The sequence below is a fragment of the Labilibaculum antarcticum genome (genome assembly GCF_002356295.1).
GTDB classification, from domain to species: Bacteria; Bacteroidota; Bacteroidia; order Bacteroidales; family Marinifilaceae; genus Labilibaculum; species Labilibaculum antarcticum.
In genome coordinates this window covers 2,246,109-2,263,745 of sequence record NZ_AP018042.1, presented here as the reverse complement: position 1 = coordinate 2,263,745, position 17,637 = coordinate 2,246,109, and the positions used below count along the sequence as shown (strand labels likewise).

The window sequence follows — 17,637 nt, the reverse complement described above, 5'->3', positions numbered from 1 at the left end:
TGACTGGTCCCTAATTCTTGCATAAAATGAAAAAAACTACACTTCTATTCTTTTTAACCCTCTTTGCAATCACTTCTTGCACACAGAAAAGTAAAGTGATCTGGGAAATTGGGCAGAATGACAATTCAGGATCAGAGTTTGCTTTGTCAGACAACGCTTATCAGGAATACATAGCGAATGATTTTGGCTGGGAGGACAAATATTTTCTGATTGGCACATCTGACGAAAAGAAAGATTGGCCATACATTATTCCAGGTATTAGTGATACTTGGGGAGGAACTTGGGGAACTGCAGGATGGCGCTCAAGTACATTAAACATACTTTTTGGTGTCGATGATTTGCCTCGTGCTGATGATTGGAAATTAACTGTTGATATTTCTGATTATAATTCCAAAGATTTGCCACTGTTTAAGCTAAGTGTAAATGGTAAATCGTGGAAATACAGACTTCCGGAAACCGAAAAGCTAAGTTCAATTGATTCCGTACCAAGTATTGCGTCTGAATATTTAATTGAGATTCCATTGCCTAATGATCTTATTGTAGAGGGCGGGAATAAAATAAGTCTGAGTACAATTGAAGGTTCCTGGTTGAAATTCGATCAGGTAAAACTGGAAGGGCCTGAAAGTGTTAATCTAGTTGAAAATGAGAAGCTTTATGTAAGAAGTGTAGAAGCATCTGATTATGAATTGACGGAAGGACAGGCGCTTTTGGTGGATGTTGAGCATTTATCAGGGAAACCGAAATTAAAAGTGTTGCTTGATGGAGATGAGATATTTACCGCGACTGTTGAAAAAGGAAGATATCAGTTTGAAGCACCTATGCCAGCAGTGAATCATCGCAAATCAAGCAAATATGAAGTTTGGGTTGCAGACCGATTAATTCAATCTGGAAAAGTAAAACGAGAAGCCCAAAAAGTGATTACTCCTGCTGGATATGTAGATACTAAAATAGGAACCGGTCATTCCCGTTGGATGATTGCTCCCGGACCGTGGATGCCATTTAGTATGGTGAAACTAAGTCCTGATAATCAGAACCCGAGTTGGCAGGCTGGTTATGAGCCTAATTTTGAATCAATCGGATGTTTTAGCCATATTCATGAGTGGACGGTTTCCGGCTTGGGAATTATGCCAACAAATGGACCCTTAAAAACGATGGTGGGAGATGAGAAAGATCCGGATAGTGGTTATCGTTCAAGAATTGATAAGTCAACTGAAGAAGCACCATTGGGATATTACAGTGTTGATTTGACCGATTACAACATCAAAGCTGAGTTAACGTCAACTACACGATGTGGTTTTCAGAGGTATACGTTTCCAGATTCTACTGGGTCGAGAATACTGATTGACTTGCAGATTCCTTGTGAATATACTTATCAAAACAAGGAGATAGAGCTAGTCAAAGTAAATGATTTCCGAATTGAAGGTTACAGTCATCAATTGACAGAGAATACTTGGGCAGGAGGAATCGATCAGGAATACACCATCTATTTTGTTCTCGAATTTGACAACCCAATTAGTGGAGGTGGTATTTGGGTAAATGATGAAATTCGTAAGTTGACTCATATCAAGTATCGGGGAGCAGAAGACTTAGGATGTTTTGTTGAATTTGACACCGATGTTGGAAAAACAGTTCAAGTTCGTTCAGGAATTTCATATGTGAGTGTCGCAAATGCTGCCGAGAATCTGAAGAAGGAAATCAGTGATCCCTTCGATTGGAATTTTAATGCGATAAGAGCATATCATGTATCCGAATGGGACAAATTATTGGGACGAGTAAAAATATCCAGTAACAACAGGCTTGAAAAAGTACGTTTTTACAATAACATGTATCGCTCCTTATGTAGTCGAAATACTTTTAGTGATGTAAATGGAGAATGGAGAGATGCAGATGAAAAAATCCAGAAACTGGAAGATCCATCATCACCAGCATTAGGTTGTGATGCATTTTGGAACACCTTCTGGAATTTAAATCAATTTTGGAATTTAGTAACACCCGAGTGGAGCAATCGTTGGGTAAAATCTCAATTGGCTATGTATGATTGCAATGGTTGGTTGGCAAAAGGGCCTGCGGCCATGGAATATGTTCCGGTAATGGTTGCTGAACATGAAATACCATTGATTGTTGGGGCTTACCAGATGGGAATTCGCGATTACGATGTTGAAAAAGCTTATGAAGCTGTGCGAAAGATGCAAACAACACCTGCACAAAAAGTTGGTGGTGGATTTGCGGGTAATCGCGATTTGGTGACTTACTTAAAACATGGCTATGTGCCTTACGATGAAGGTCGTTTTTCAAATTCTTTGGAATATTCCTACGACGACTGGACAGTTTCTCAGTTTGCAAAAGCATTGGGTAAAGAATCGGATTATCAGAAATTTCTGAAACGAGGATATTACTGGAAAAATATCATTGATCCTGATATAGGGTATGCAAGAATGAAGGATTCAAAAGGAAAATGGTTTACTGATTTTGATCCGTATAAATCGGGTGCCAATCATCATTATGTAGAAGGAAATGCGTGGCAGTTGACCTATTTCGTACCGCAAGATGTTCCTGCTTTGGCTGAAATGATAGGGAAAGAACGTTTTATTGAACGTTTGGACTGGGGATTTGAAGAGAGCGATAAAACCCGTTTCAATGGAATGAATGACCAGTATTGGAATTATCCGGTTATTCAGGGAAATCAGCAATCGATGCATTTTTCATTTCTTTTTAATTGGGTAGGTCAGCCGTGGCTCACGCAAAAATGGAGTCGGGCAATAATGGATCGTTACTATGGCTGCGGAATCTCGAATGCCTATTTGGGCGATGAGGATCAAGGACAAATGAGTGCCTGGTTTATCATGGCATCAATAGGACTGTTTCAAACAGATGGCGGATGCAGAGTTGATCCGGTTTACGAGATTGGAAGTCCGTTGTACGAAAAGATAGAGATTGATTTAGGAAAACAATTTGGGAGAGGCGAAAAGTTCGTGATAGAAGCTAAAAATACGTCTCGATTGAATAAATATGTACAGTCCGCTAAGCTAAATGGCAAGCCACTAAATGACTTTAAATTTCCGGCAAGTGAATTACTCAAAGGAGGCAAGTTAGAGTTGGAAATGGGAGCAGAGCCTAATAAGAATTGGGGAATCACAGAAAACTAGAATGCAAAAAAACTATAAGATATGAAACTGATAAAAACTCTTGAAATATCCCTTATCGCGATATTATTAACAAGTTTAACAGGTTTTGCTCAACCAAAGATTAGTCCGGCAGACCCTGAGTATTATGCCATGGATCGAGAAGATATTCGCTTTGAAGATTCGCAGATTTTATTGGTGAATTATCGGGGATTTGTGTCTCCACGCCAATACAGCCTTACTCAGTTTACAAACGTTCAATTTGAGCCATTTGAGGCTCATAAATATAATTTCAACCTGAATTTCTACGATAAAGGAACCGAACGCTTAATTGAAGATGATGTACCAACTAAGTGGAAATCATGGATTGATGATGGGAAAAGTTACGATCCTTTAGGTTCTAATTTCCGTCCAAACTCACCTTCAATAATGGTAACTCAGGACGAAAAGTGGCAACCGAATCAGTATTCCCGTTCAGCCACCTTTCATAAAGAATATAATAATACTTGGGTGAGTTTTTCAGCAAAAAGCTGGACGAATGTGTCCTTTAACGATGATGAGGTTTTTATAAAACTGGTCTTAAACAACCGGAATTCAAAAAATCTGGAAATGACTATTATACCAAATCAAGTTGCCGAAAATATCTATTGTCAATTTAAAGAAGGCGATACGAAAGCGAAGCAAATTGACGCATTCACAATTGGAAGTGAAGTGGCGCATGCAAGGGTTTCTTCATCAATACAAGAAACAAGTGAAAAAGGCTTTGAAATAAACATTGCTCCGGGAAAAACGGCGACCTTCTATTTTGCCGTGAAATTTTATAAGCCTGAAAATGGAGCTCCTGAGATTGTACAAAGTGACATATCTGAGAGAATGCAAGCGGCAGATAAAAAGACAAGAGAAATGTTGGCTTGGGCTTACGATCAGCTTCCACAGTTCTCTAGTGAAAATATGCAATTAGAGGAGTATTATTATCGTTGCTTACTATCAGTTTTGATGTGTCGTTACGAAAATCCAAATTATATTTCGGATGTATTTTGGGCCGTTGGAACCTGGCCTTTTACAATTAGTTGGGATAATTCTTACTCTTCGGACGTAATTGCAATGCTAGACCCTGAAAGTTTGAAAGGTGCTTTATTAACTGATTTTGAAAATGTCAAGTTAAAGAGAACCTATGTGGGTTGGAATGGAGCCTATTGGGATAATTTGTACATTCAGGAACCTTTCGCCCTTCAGATAATGTTGGAAGCCTATTTGCGTCACACAAACGATTATACAATTTTTAAAGATAAAGCAGCCGAAGCAACTGTTTGGGAGTGGATGCAAGGTTGGGTAGATGAGCTTCAAACAAAATACACCAACGACTTAGGGCTGATTGATGTAGGTTCGAGCACTGAGAAAATCATTGAAATTCGCACTGACGGATATAGTCATGTTGTTCCGATTGTGAATACTTTGACTATTGATTTGCTTTATACCATGGCAGATTGGGCTGAAAAACTTGGAGAAAAGAAGATCCAAGAGCAGTATTTTGCTGATGCTGAAAAACTTAAACTGCTTGTGAATAAGCATCTTTGGAATGAAGAACTTGGGTGGTTTGATAACTTGTATCCAGATGGATCAAAAGAAACAATATGGACCTATCATTTGTTTGATCTTTTAGCAACAGATTATTTGCCAGACCATCAAATGTATCGCTTGGTAAGTCATTTGCAGGAAGGTGAATTTTTAGGAAAATTTGGTGTTTATTCTATTGCCCGAAGAGATTCTGTACACTGGGATTTAATTGACTCCGACTGGGGTGGCGGAGGCCAATATGCAGGAATGCCGGGTCGGATTTCGCGCAATCTTTATCAAAAAGGGTTTGCCGGAAAAGGTTGGGATGTGTTAAAACGTAACATCAGGTATGTAGATTATTTTCCATACCTACCGCAGAATCCACGAATTGATGCACCAGAACAAGATCTGTCTTCAATGCCAGTTCAGATAGCTGCGGGAGCAGGAATAGAAGCGATTGTTTTTGGAACCTTTGGAGTGCAAATAGAGAGTGATAAACTAACTATAAAGCCTTTTAATAATGAGGATATTGGGGAGGCTACACTTAAAAACATCAAGTTTAAAGGACGACGTTTTGGTATTCTGTTGAAGCAAAAAACATTCTCTGTGTATGAGGATGATCAGTTGATTGATTCAAAATTTTATGGAGAGTCGGTAGTAATTAAAAGGAATATAGGCTCTTTTAAAATAAAGAATTAATAAATCAGTGTTTGAAAATTCAAACATTAATAAAAATTCCATGAACAAAATTTATTTGATGCTATTGGTAGCACTATTGTTTTTCGGATGTAAGAAGAATGATACGATGCCTGCATACAAAAATGCAAAACTAGACATTGAAACGCGCGTTTCTGATTTAGTTTCGCGAATGACTCTAGAAGAAAAAGTGATGCAATTAGATATGTACTCAGCTGGTGATTTATGCTATAATGGCCGATTATCTGTTGATATAGCAGAGAAGGCTTTAAATGGGATGAGTGTTGGATCTGTTCATGATTATTATCCTGAAACAGCAGAGGCTGCAAATGAACTTCAAAAATATATCATCGAAAATACACGCTTAGGAATTCCTGCTTTATTTATTGAAGAAGCTTTGCATGGTTATCAAGGAAGTAAATCTACTGCATTTCCTGTTCCAATGGGAATGGGTAGTATGTGGGATGTTGAGTTGATGGAGAAGATTGGAAATGCTGTAGGAGCCGAAACGCGTTCGGTTGGTGTTCATATGGTATTATCACCTGTTCTAGGAATAGGTAGGGAACCTCGCTGGGGAAGAGTTCAGGAAACTTATGGTGAAGATGCCTATTTGGCCGCTCGAAATGGTGTGGCTTATATAAACGGTTTACAAGGTGATGATTTAACTCAAGATGACGCTGTTGCTGCAGAACCAAAGCATTTTGGGATTCATAGTATACCCGAAGGAGGAAAAAACACAGCTCCGGTTTATATCGGCGAACGCGAAGCACGAAGCAACTTTTTATATGTGTTCGAAAAGGCTTTTGTGGAAGCTGGAGCATTAGGAGCCATGGCTGCTTATCATGAGTGGGATGGAATTCCCGCAGTTGCAGATCATTGGTTGTTGACGGAGGTACTTCGTGATGAATGGGGTTTTAAAGGAATGGTTTTATCAGATTTGGGAGCTATTGCCAAACAGACTAATTCACACGGTACTGCGGAAACACCTAAGGAAGCTATTACCAATTCAATACATGCCGGTTTGGATATGCAATTCTACGATTACAAACATGAAGTCTTTCAGCAAGCTATCATTGATGCTGTTAGTGACAAAACCTTGCAAATTGAGGATGTTAACAGAGCTGTATCAAGTGTATTGTATGTGAAATTTCGCTTGGGACTATTTGAAAATCCATACACTAATGTGGATTTAAAGGCAAACAGATATCATTCTAAAGAGAATCAGGAATTAGCACTGGAAGCCGCTCATAAATCAATTACGCTGCTCTACAACAAGAATAATATTTTGCCTTTAGGAAAAGAGGTGAAAAAGATTGCTGTGATTGGAGAAATGGCAGGCGAAGTTCATTTAGGAGGTTACGCGCCTAAAAATGTCGAAGGAGTTTCTATTGTTGATGCTTTTAAAAACACCGATTATGATGTTGAGTTTGTAGATTTAAATGTTCCGGCATTTAATATGGAGGTGATAGGTGAAAAGTTTTTAAGGACAGAATCAGGAGAAAAAGGTTTGACAGCAGCCTATTTTAATAATACTAATTGTTCTGGAAAACCTGCATTTACTAAAGTTGAAACGAACTTAGTAAAGTATTGGCATAACCTTAGTCCTGAAGCCGGTATAACCGCTGATAATTTTTCTGTTAGTTATAGTGGTTATCTTATTCCTGAATTAACTGGTTCCTATAAATTTGGTTTAATAGCTGATGATGTTGCAAGACTAACAATTGATGGAGAAGTAATAATCGACAATTGGGACAGAAGCACTATAAATCAATGGGGGCATAAGAAGATACGTTTTGAAAAAGGAAAGAAATATGAGATTAAACTTGAGTTTGCAGAATTTGAAGACTACGCTGGTTTTCAGTTGAAATGGGAAATTGAAGCTGATGTAAATGATAAAAACAACATGTATGCAAAGGCTGTTAAGGCCGCAAAACAAGCTGATGTGACAATATTGGTTTTAGGTGAAACTGAAGATGATTGCGGAGAAGGAAAGGATAAACTAAAGCTGGAATTAAATGATAATAGTAAAAAGTTATTGAATGACGTGGCTGCTTCTGGAACTCCTATTATTCTTGTTCTTCAAAATGGTCGACCTTTGGTACTAACTGAAGAAATAGAAAAAGTTGACGCCATTTTAGAAACCTGGTATGCAGGAGAATTAGGAGGACAGGCTACTGTTGATATTTTAACGGGTAAGGTGAATCCTTCTGGTAAATTACCAATTACTTTTCCTCGTTATACCGAGCAATTGCCTATTTATTACAATCATAAAAAATCAGCTTCAAGTTCATATGTCGATGGAACCAATAAGCCATTATTTGCCTTTGGTCATGGTCTAAGTTACAGTCAGTTTGAGTATTCTAATTTAAGCATTGAAAAATCAGAAATAAGTAAAACGGAAGAACAAACGGTAAAAGTTAAGGTCAAGAATACTTCAAAAAGGAAAGGAACAGAAGTGGTTCAATTGTATATTACTGATACCTTTAGCTCTGTCGCAACTCCAGTAATGCAACTGAGAGGATTTAAACGAGTTGAACTTGTGCCTGGTGAAGAAAAAGAAGTCGTATTCATTTTACTACCAGATGATTTAGCACTATGGAACCGTGAAATGAAACGCGTTGTGGAAACAGGAGAAATTCAAGTGAAAGTTGGAGCCGCATCTGATGATATTCGACTTAATTCATCATTCAGAGTGAAATAGATTCGAATTGAACAGAAGTACATATTAAAAATAATGAAAGCTCACCTTCGGTTGGGCTTTTATCAATTAGGAATATACCTATCTTTGTTGTCAATCATATTCAATAGCAACAAATTGCATTTTATGAAAGAAATTGAAGAAAAAGCTGTCCATTCATTTTACAATGGGATGAATTGCGCCCAGTCAGTAGTAACGGCTTATGCAGATTATCTGAAATTCGATCCAGATATGGCTCTAGCTGTATCTAATGGTTTTGGTGGTGGAATGGGAAAAATGCAAAAGACTTGCGGAGCAGTTACTGGATCTTTTATGGTATTGGGAATTTATAATTCTAAGAAACATCCCGGAAATATTGATGCCCGAAACGCAACGAATGAAATGATACAAAAGTTTACTGCTAATTTTACTGCTTTGTATGATTCGCTGGACTGTAAGGCTCTTTTAAATTGTGATTTTACAACTCAGGAAGGAGAGAAGGAATTTCTAGACTTGGATCTGAAAAAGAATATTTGTTCGAAGTGTATTACTGATTCGATTAAGCTAATTGAAGTGTTAACAGAAGAGTAACTTTGCGAAATATTAGACCTGCACATCTCATCGTAAACACTGAGTTTTTGAGTCCCTTTTAGGGGATTTCGAGGTGTATTAATAGTACAAAAAAATCCTCACCCAATGGGTGAGGATTTTTTGTGTCTAAAAGCCAATGGCTTATTTATTCTTTTATTTCGTTAAGTGCTTCACTTACGTTGATACAGTAATCACCAATTTTTTCACATTCAGAGAACATATCATTGTAAATAATACCAGCTTGATATTTGTATTTATGTTCTTCCACATTGTTTAAATGTTCAGTTTTAAGAAGATTTCTGTAATCATTTATTTCACGCTCAGTTTCCCAAGCCTTTTTGATTTTCACTTCAGTAAATTCCATTTTGGTGTTATCATGCATAATTTCAAGAGCATCATCAACCAATTTGAACATATTGTTGATATTATCTCTCAAGTTCTGAGGGAACCACGCTTTTTGTTCACGTTTCCTCTTCATCGCTTTAGCAAGGTTAAGAATTGAATCACCAACACTTTCAATATCACTTACCATTTTAAAATAGGCACGGACTCTTTCCGAGTTTTCAGAACTCAGTCTGGTTTCAGATACTTTGGCCAGGAAATTAGCAATTTCCACTTCCATTTCATCACTCTCATCTTCTCTTTTGTCAATTTTTTCGAAAAGTTTATTGAAAGTTTTATCATTGGTTTCGTTAAATGCCTGCTTGGTATAGCTAAACATTTTTTTAGTGCTTTTTACGTAGGTACTTATTTCTTTTTTAGCCAAGAATAAGGATGCTTCAGGAGTTGAAAGAGTTCCTGTTTTAATGAACTGAAGTTTGAATTCCTCTTCTACATCCTCCCGAATAGGAACCAGTTTGGTAACTACTTTTACGATGAAATTGGCAAACCAGATTAGGAAAACAACATTCAGAATGTTGAATACGGTATGAAATAATGACAAAGAAATAGGCACGGCTGCTGTGCTTGTAAATGGATCGCCGCCACCAAGAAGAGTCATGTTAACCCAGGCAATTCCTTTTAAGAAATAAGGCAACGAAATCAGCACCCAAATAACACCAATGGTATTAAAGATCAGATGGGCTCTTGCAGCCCTTTTAGCAGAAGTGTTGGCAATCATTGCGGCAATATTCGCGGTAATGGTAGTCCCAATATTCTCTCCCAATACCATAGCTGCGGCCATTTCGAAACTAATCCATCCACTATTACACATTACTAAAGTAAGTGCCATGGTAGCCGACGATGATTGAATTAAAATAGTAAGAAGAGTTCCAATGGACAAAAACAGCAAGGTAGAAGCAAACCCCATGTCCGTATAACTGGTCAGGAAATTTAGAATCTCAGGATTGTTTTTGATATCAGGCATTGAAGTTTTAAGAAATTGCAAGCCAATAAAAAGCAAAGCAAATCCCATGATTAATTCACCCCAATTCTTTTTTGTACGATTTTTTGAAAACAGAAATGGAAGACCCAAACCAATTAAAGGCAAAGATATTGCGCTCATACTAACTTTAAACCCCAAAAGGGAGATTAACCAGGCAGTAACCGTAGTACCGATATTGGCACCCATAATCACTCCTATCGATTCTACAAGCGATAACAATCCAGCATTAACAAAGCTAACTACCATTACCGTTGTTGCGGATGAAGACTGAATGAGTGCTGTGATTAATACACCGGTCATTACGCCCTTCAATCGATTGGAAGTCATTGCCGCGAGAATGGTTCGCATCTTGTCTCCGGCAACTTGTTGAAGAGCTTCACTCATCAACTTCATTCCATATAGGAATAAACCTAAAGATCCTATAAGCGTTAAAATATCGGCCAATCCGTAATCCATAACTTGATTTATTTTATTTGTTTTTCAATAGATTAGTACAGGTTCAGTCGGCAAAAATAGAAGATATTTAGAGAATCTCTAATTTTTTAACGTGTTAATTTAGTATTAATAAATAGTAAAAATAAGCATAAGAAAATATTGTAAAATAATATCAAAGTAAATTTTTATATATTTTTAACTCTTACAGATTGGTTTGATAGTAAGTTGATTATATGGCTCATTGCGCCAGAAAAGTTGTGTTTAGTATTTTATTTTTAATGAAATGGGTGAATAATTGAGATATAATCATCTAAGATGTTCTTGTGTTTGGTAATTAATTTATTAAAAATCAGCTGTTTTCATTGAATTTGCGTAATTTTATTCCTTAATTTCGCCAAAATATATGTTTTCGGATTCTGTACAATCATCATCTTTTGAAAAAATGATTATATGTCGTATTTTCGCCGGAATCTAAAATAAATCAGAGATCTCTTTAGCAGGATAATAGTATGTGGAATAGAATTGCAGGAATAATTCTCAGGAATAGAATTTTACTTTTGGTGATAATTGGGCTAGTCACAATTTTTATGGGTTATAAAGCTCAATTTGTGGAGATGTCCTATGAGTATTCTATACTTTTGCCGGATGATGATCCCGCATCTGTTGAATACGAACGTTTTAAAAATACATTCGGACAAGAAGGAAATGTCATGTTCTTCGCCGTTCAGGATCCGGATTTTTATGAGTTTGAGAAGTTTAACGATTGGATTGCCTTAGGAGATAGCCTGAAAGCTTTGGATGGAATTGATGCTGTTGTCTCCATTGCACATACTTACAATATCAATAAAAACAATGAAGCGAAGAGATTCGAATTTCAAACAATTTTTCCGAAGAAACTAAGTTCGCAAGTAGAATTAGATAGTCTTGCGGCTATTGCTGAATCATTGCCATTTTATCAGGGTAGCCTAATTAATAAGGAGACCAATACGTTTTTAATGGGAATCACGGTAAACGCTAGAATTATTAATTCGAAAGAGCGTGAGCCAATGGTTGTTAAGGTTCGTGAAATTACCGACCGGTTTACGGCCAAGTACAAATTAGACATGAAATACTCGGGACTTCCTTACATTAGGGTAGTTACCGCGCAAATGATTAAAAAGGAGATGAATATGTTCATTTATCTTTCCCTTTTAGTAACTGCGATCATTTTATTCATGTTCTTCCGCTCGTTCAAGGTAGTGTTCTTTTGTATGTTGGTTGTTGTTTTGAGTGTCATATGGGCAGTTGGATCAATGGTATTGTTCGATTACAAAATAACCTTGCTTACTGCGATGTTACCGCCATTACTGGTGGTGATAGGGATTCCAAATTCCGTTTTTCTCATCAATAAATACCACGGAGAATACATTCGTCACAACAACAAGATAAAAGCCTTGCAACGTGTTGTTTCAAAAATTGGGAACGCAACCTTCTTAACCAATCTAACTACAGCATCAGGTTTTGCTACTTTTATTGTGACTTCAAGTCAGATATTGAAGGAGTTTGGTGTAATTGCCGCCTTAAATATTATGGTGGTTTTTGTTCTGTCTTTACTTTTAATTCCAATCATTTTCAGCTTTTTAAATCCTCCTGATCAAAAGGCGACACGTCATTTGGATAATAGGATGACAGTTTGGTTTATTGATAAATTAGAGAAGATTGTATTGAATCGTCGGACCATAGTTTATACAGTAAGCATTGCCTTGCTTGTCTTAGGAGTTATTGGGATCAGTAAAATGAAGAGTACTGGTTATATGGTTGATGATCTGCCACATGACAACGTTATTTTTCAGGATTTAAAATTCTTCGAGAAAAACATGGATGGAATTATGCCATTGGAAGTGATGGTTGAGACTAAGAAAAAGGCGGGGATTTTAAAACTATCAACCTTAAGACGATTAAATACTCTTAACGATACTTTAAAATCATATCCTGAAATTTCTTCCTCTGTTTCGATTGTTGAGGCGGCAAAATTTGCCAATCAGGCGTACTTCAATGGCAAAGAAAAATACTATAAATTGCCCAATAGTCAGACTCAAAATGTGATTATGTCTTATTTGGCTAAATCCGATACCGGTGACGATTCGAAGTTGTTCAGCACGTTCGTAGATTCTACTCAGTCAATTACCCGAATGAGTTTCAGAATTAAGGACATTGGAACTACCCGGATGGAAAAACTGGAGAAAAAAATCCTGACACATGTAAATAATATCTTTCCTGAGGATCAATACACGGTTCATGTAACAGGATCCAGTATCATCTTTTTTAAAGGGAATAAATATCTGGTCAAGAATCTATTCATAAGTCTTACTTTGGCAATTTTTCTGATTGCCTCATTTATGGCTTGGATGTTCTCTTCCAAAAGAATGGTGGTGGTTGCCTTATTGCCTAATCTGTTACCTTTGATAATTACAGCGGCTTTAATGGGTTTTTTCGGAATTCCGATAAAAGCATCAACAATTCTGGTATTTAGCATTGCATTTGGTATTTCTGTTGACGATACAATTCACTATTTGGCAAAATACCGTCAAGAGTTGAAAGCGACTAATTGGAGCATTCGTTCTTCAGTGGTGCTTGCACTTCGTGAATCTGGTCAGAGCATGATGTATACATCCATTATTTTATTTTTTGGATTTGGTATTTTTGTTTTATCTGATTTTGGAGGAACGGTTTCTTTGGGGATATTAGTGTCGGTAACTTTGCTTTCGGCAATGCTTTCCAACTTGATTTTATTGCCATCTTTATTACTTACTCTTGAGAAGTTTATCACCAATCGTTCATTCAAAGAACCATTGCTTCAAATTTTTGATGAAGAAGAGGATATTGAGTTGGGTGATCTTAGAATTGCACCGTTAGAAAACAAAGAGGAAAAAGAAAGCCTTGTGAATTGATTTTTTTATATTTTAGTAAGCTGTTTAAAATACGTATTAAAATAGTTTTTAAATGATGTATAGTTTTAATGAACTTCAGGGAATCATTGAAAAAGAGATAGATGGCTTGGAGCTTTCCGCTCCTCCAGAAGGACTTTTTGAACCAATGAAATATATTTTGGACATTGGAGGGAAGCGACTTCGTCCGATTCTGGTGCTTCTGGCTGCTAATTTGTACATAGACGATCTTTCAAAAGTTTGTTTGCCCGCTATTGGAATAGAAATATTTCACAATTTTACGCTCTTGCACGATGATGTAATGGACAATGCTCCAATTCGCAGAAGCATGAAAACTGTGCACGAAAAATGGAACAGTAATGTAGCCATCCTTTCCGGAGATGCTATGTCTATTAAGGCCTATCAATTCATTGGGTCTTGCGAAGATAAATACTTGCGCGATGTGCTTACCGTTTTTAATCAAACGGCATTAGAAGTTTGCGAAGGTCAGCAGTTCGACATGGAATTTGAAGATAGAAATGATGTTGAAATTGAAGAGTACCTGAATATGATTCGATTGAAAACAGCAGTTCTGTTAGGTGGAAGTCTTAAAATGGGTGCTGTCATGGGAAATGCTAGCTCAACAGATGCCCAATTACTATATCGTTTTGGTGTGAATCTTGGAATGGCATTTCAATTACAAGACGATTTGTTAGATGTTTTTGGCGATGAGGCTGTTTTTGGAAAGAAAATTGGTGGTGATATTCTATCCAATAAGAAAACCTTTCTTTTAATTAAAGCCTTGGAAACCGCTTCAGGAGAGGTTGAAAAAGAATTAAAATTCTGGATAACTGCAAAAGATTTTAATCCGGAAGAAAAAATAAAAGCTGTAAGAGATATTTATGAGCGATTAAATGTTCGTGAATATTCACAGAAAAAGATAGAGAACTATTTTGCTTTATGCTTGGAATACTTGGATAGAGTGGATGTTGAGGCTGAAAAGAAAAAAGAGCTCTATTTTTTAGTAAAGGGTTTAGTAAATCGTTCCGTTTAAGAATGTTAAAATTTCGGATTAGATTCTCCTTTATTGACAAAAAATTTTAAATTTGTTGTCACGCGAGATTAATGATCCAAAAAAAATAATGTAAATGTCACAAAATACAGGCAAAATTGTACAGGTTATTGGACCTGTTATCGATGTAAGTTTTGATAAAGAAGGAAGCAAGCTTCCTGAAATTTACGATTCTTTAGAGGTCGTGATTGAAAATGGTAAAAATTTGGTTCTTGAGTGTCAGCAACATATTGGTGAGAATACTGTTCGTACCATTGCAATGGATTCAACCGATGGATTACGTCGTGGAATGGATGTAATTGCAACCGGTTCGCCTATTATGATGCCTCCTGGAGATAAAATTAAAGGTAGATTGCTTAATGTGATTGGGGAAACCATTGATGGGATTGGACCTGTAAGTAAAGAAGGTGGTAATGCTATTCACAGAACTCCGCCGGCATTTGATGAGTTAAGTACTGAATCGGTAGTTTTCTTTACTGGAATTAAAGTAATTGACCTTATTGAGCCATATGCAAAAGGTGGTAAAATTGGTTTGTTTGGAGGTGCTGGTGTTGGTAAAACAGTATTGATTCAGGAATTAATAAATAACATTGCCATTGGTCAAGAAGGTTTATCTGTATTTGCTGGTGTTGGTGAGCGTACTCGTGAAGGAAATGATTTGCTTCGGGAAATGATCGAATCAAAGGTTATTCAGTATGGAGACGCATTTGAAAAAAATATGGAAAAGGGAGGATGGGACCTTTCTTTAGTAGATAAAGAAGCTCTCGATAAATCTCAGGTTTCACTTGTTTTTGGCCAGATGAATGAACCACCAGGGGCACGTGCCCGTGTTGCTCTTTCTGGATTAACTGTTGCGGAAAGTTTACGTGACGGTGATGAAAAAACAGGTGGACGTGATATTCTTTTCTTCGTAGATAATATTTTCCGATTTACTCAGGCTGGTTCTGAGGTTTCGGCATTGCTTGGGCGTATGCCTTCGGCAGTAGGTTACCAGCCAACACTATCATCAGAGATGGGTGTGATGCAGGAGAGAATTGCTTCGACAAAAAGAGGTTCGATTACATCGGTACAGGCGGTTTACGTTCCTGCGGATGACTTGACAGACCCGGCTCCGGCAACAACTTTTGCTCACTTGGATGCAACCACTGTATTGAATCGTAAGATTGCGGAGTTAGGTATTTATCCAGCGGTAGATCCTTTGGATTCTACTTCTCGTATTCTTACCGTAGACGTTGTTGGTGAGGCTCACTATAAGTGTGCGCAAGATGTAAAAGAAATGCTTCAGCGTTACAAAGAATTGCAGGATATCATTGCAATTTTGGGTATGGAAGAGCTTTCAGAAGAGGATAAATTGATTGTACATCGCGCTCGTCGTGTACAAAGATTTTTATCACAACCATTCTATGTTGCCGAGCAGTTTACTGGTTTAAAAGGATGTTTGGTTTCTATTGAGGATACCATTAAAGGCTTTAATATGATTATGGATGGAGAGGTTGATCAATATCCTGAATCAGCATTTAACCTTGTTGGTACAATTGAAGACGCTATCAAAAAAGGAGAAAAATTGTTAGCCCAAGCTGAAGAAGAATAAGCTTAAAAATGCTTTAAGTACTTGTAACTTAGAATTTTTAATTATGCATTTGGAAATTGTTACGCCCGAAAAGAGTCTGTATACCGGAGAAGTTGAATTGGTTCAGCTACCAGGAAAAGACGGATCTTTTGAAATATTGAAAAACCATGCTCCAATTGTTTCTTCTCTAGGGAAAGGAACGATTAAACTGAAACCAGTTGGAGGAGATGAAATTTTCTTTGAAGTCAACGGAGGTGTTGTTGAATGTAAGAAAAATGTAATTTCAGTATTGGCAGATAAGTAGAATATAATTGCTGGATATACATACCAGGAAATAGAATAATAAGAAGCTCGGAAATCATTCCTGGCTTTTTTTTTGCAGTCGTCAGAATCAAGATGTGAGGAACAAATTTTCATAGATTTGGAATCTTCAAAATAGAATTGCTTATTTTTGCCTGTTGTAATCTCAAATCAATTATCTCTCATCTCATATCCGAAATATAAAATGCCAAAAAAATTCCTGATTATTCGTTTTTCTTCCATAGGTGATATTATTCAATGCATGACAGCTGTTGATGGTATTTTAAACCATTATCCGGATGCTGAAATACATTGGATTGCAAGAAAGGATATGTCTTCTTTTTTGGCTATGGATCAGCGTATTTACAAAGTATGGGGATTTGACAGAGGACAGGGTTTTAAGGGTCTTTTAAGGCAGGCGCGAGAACTTAAAAAGGAAAAGTTTGACTTTGTTTACGATGCTCACAGCAATATCCGATCTATTGTTTTAAAAACAGTTTTGGTGCCCCGATGGAAAAGATGGTTTGGCATGGGAGCTAAGTATACCATGCGAAGCAAAGAGCGAATCAAAAGAATTTTGCTCTTTAAATTTGGTATTGATCGCTTTCCAATGCCTTTTAAAGGAATGCTTTCGTATCGAAAACCACTTGAGAAATGGGGTTTAACTGATTATTCAAAAGTGAATGCCAATTGGTATTTTCCTGAGGAATTAAAGCAGAAAATGGAAGCAAATGTCTTTTCAAATCTGAAGGGTGAACCCTCTAAATTGGTCACCTTGGTTCCTTCTGCAGCTTGGATAATGAAACGTTGGCCGGTCTCTCACTGGCAAAAATTAGTGCAACAACTGCCAGATTATCACTTTATGATTTTGGCTGGTCCTGATGATGTTTTTTGTAACGAAATTGAGGCTGTTGCAACAGGAAGAGTACTGAACCTCAGTGGAAAAACAAATTTGCTGGAGTCCTGTTATTTGGTGCAGAAATCGAACTTGGTCATTTCCGGTGACACAGGTTTTTTGCATGCAGCAGATAAATTCAGTATTCCTGCTTTATCCTTAATGGGACCAACAGCATTTGGATTTACAACGGGAGAGCACATTAAAACCCTCGAGGTGGATATGAAATGCCGACCTTGTACAAAAGATGGCTCTGGAAGATGTTCTCAAAGGGTTTACCAGCAATGCATGGTCGATATTACTCCTGAATGGGTTGCTCAAGAAGTGATTCAGCGAATGTCCTGAATTATTTTAATCAATTAACAGATATTTAACGAGCTTATTTAGATCAATTTAAAATAAAATTATATATTTGTATCGCACGCGATATAA

10 protein-coding genes are annotated in these 17,637 nt (G+C 37.1%); 9 read left to right on the top strand and 1 reads right to left on the bottom strand.

Annotation, left to right across the window (positions count from 1 at the left end):
* The first annotated feature begins 26 nt into the window (after positions 1 to 26).
* From ALGA_RS08865 to ALGA_RS08850, 4 genes are all read left to right on the top strand, one after another.
* Entirely contained in the window at positions 27 to 3,146 is a 3,120-nt protein-coding gene (locus ALGA_RS08865) for a GH92 family glycosyl hydrolase (RefSeq protein WP_096428984.1), read from the top strand.
* Between the two features lie 21 nt (positions 3,147 to 3,167).
* Positions 3,168 to 5,378: an MGH1-like glycoside hydrolase domain-containing protein gene (locus tag ALGA_RS08860; RefSeq protein WP_096428983.1), complete on the top strand. Its 2,211-nt coding sequence runs from the start codon at positions 3,168 to 3,170 to the stop codon at positions 5,376 to 5,378.
* A 40-nt stretch (positions 5,379 to 5,418) separates the two neighbouring features.
* On the top strand, positions 5,419 to 8,076 hold the full coding sequence (locus ALGA_RS08855; RefSeq protein WP_145957601.1) for a glycoside hydrolase family 3 N-terminal domain-containing protein: 2,658 nt from the start codon (positions 5,419 to 5,421) through the stop codon (positions 8,074 to 8,076).
* A 123-nt stretch (positions 8,077 to 8,199) separates the two neighbouring features.
* Positions 8,200 to 8,643, top strand: coding sequence for a C-GCAxxG-C-C family protein (locus ALGA_RS08850; RefSeq protein WP_162845415.1), 444 nt, complete (start codon positions 8,200 to 8,202; stop codon positions 8,641 to 8,643).
* Between the two features lie 145 nt (positions 8,644 to 8,788).
* Here ALGA_RS08850 and ALGA_RS08845 read toward each other — a convergent pair whose 3' ends face one another.
* Positions 8,789 to 10,483: a Na/Pi cotransporter family protein gene (locus ALGA_RS08845; protein WP_096428980.1), complete on the bottom strand. Its 1,695-nt coding sequence runs from the start codon at positions 10,481 to 10,483 to the stop codon at positions 8,789 to 8,791.
* A 488-nt stretch (positions 10,484 to 10,971) separates the two neighbouring features.
* Here ALGA_RS08845 and ALGA_RS08840 point away from each other — a divergent pair, with 488 nt between their 5' ends.
* The 5 genes from ALGA_RS08840 (at position 10,972) to ALGA_RS08820 (ending at position 17,550) form a co-directional block, all read left to right on the top strand.
* Positions 10,972 to 13,392: an efflux RND transporter permease subunit gene (locus tag ALGA_RS08840; protein ID WP_096428979.1), complete on the top strand. Its 2,421-nt coding sequence runs from the start codon at positions 10,972 to 10,974 to the stop codon at positions 13,390 to 13,392.
* A gap of 52 nt (positions 13,393 to 13,444) precedes the next feature.
* The gene (locus tag ALGA_RS08835) at positions 13,445 to 14,422 is read left to right on the top strand and encodes a polyprenyl synthetase family protein (protein ID WP_231706091.1); all 978 of its coding nucleotides are present in this window, start codon (positions 13,445 to 13,447) and stop codon (positions 14,420 to 14,422) included.
* 94 nt (positions 14,423 to 14,516) lie between these two features.
* Positions 14,517 to 16,031 (top strand): F0F1 ATP synthase subunit beta, encoded by a 1,515-nt coding sequence (atpD, locus tag ALGA_RS08830; protein WP_096428978.1) that lies wholly within the window; start codon positions 14,517 to 14,519, stop codon positions 16,029 to 16,031.
* A gap of 43 nt (positions 16,032 to 16,074) precedes the next feature.
* Positions 16,075 to 16,314, top strand: a complete 240-nt coding sequence (gene atpC / locus ALGA_RS08825; protein ID WP_096428977.1) for an ATP synthase F1 subunit epsilon — start codon at positions 16,075 to 16,077, stop codon at positions 16,312 to 16,314.
* 201 nt (positions 16,315 to 16,515) lie between these two features.
* A complete protein-coding gene (locus ALGA_RS08820; RefSeq protein ID WP_096428976.1) occupies positions 16,516 to 17,550 on the top strand; it encodes a glycosyltransferase family 9 protein in 1,035 nt (344 codons plus the stop codon).
* Positions 17,551 to 17,637 lie beyond the last annotated feature (87 nt).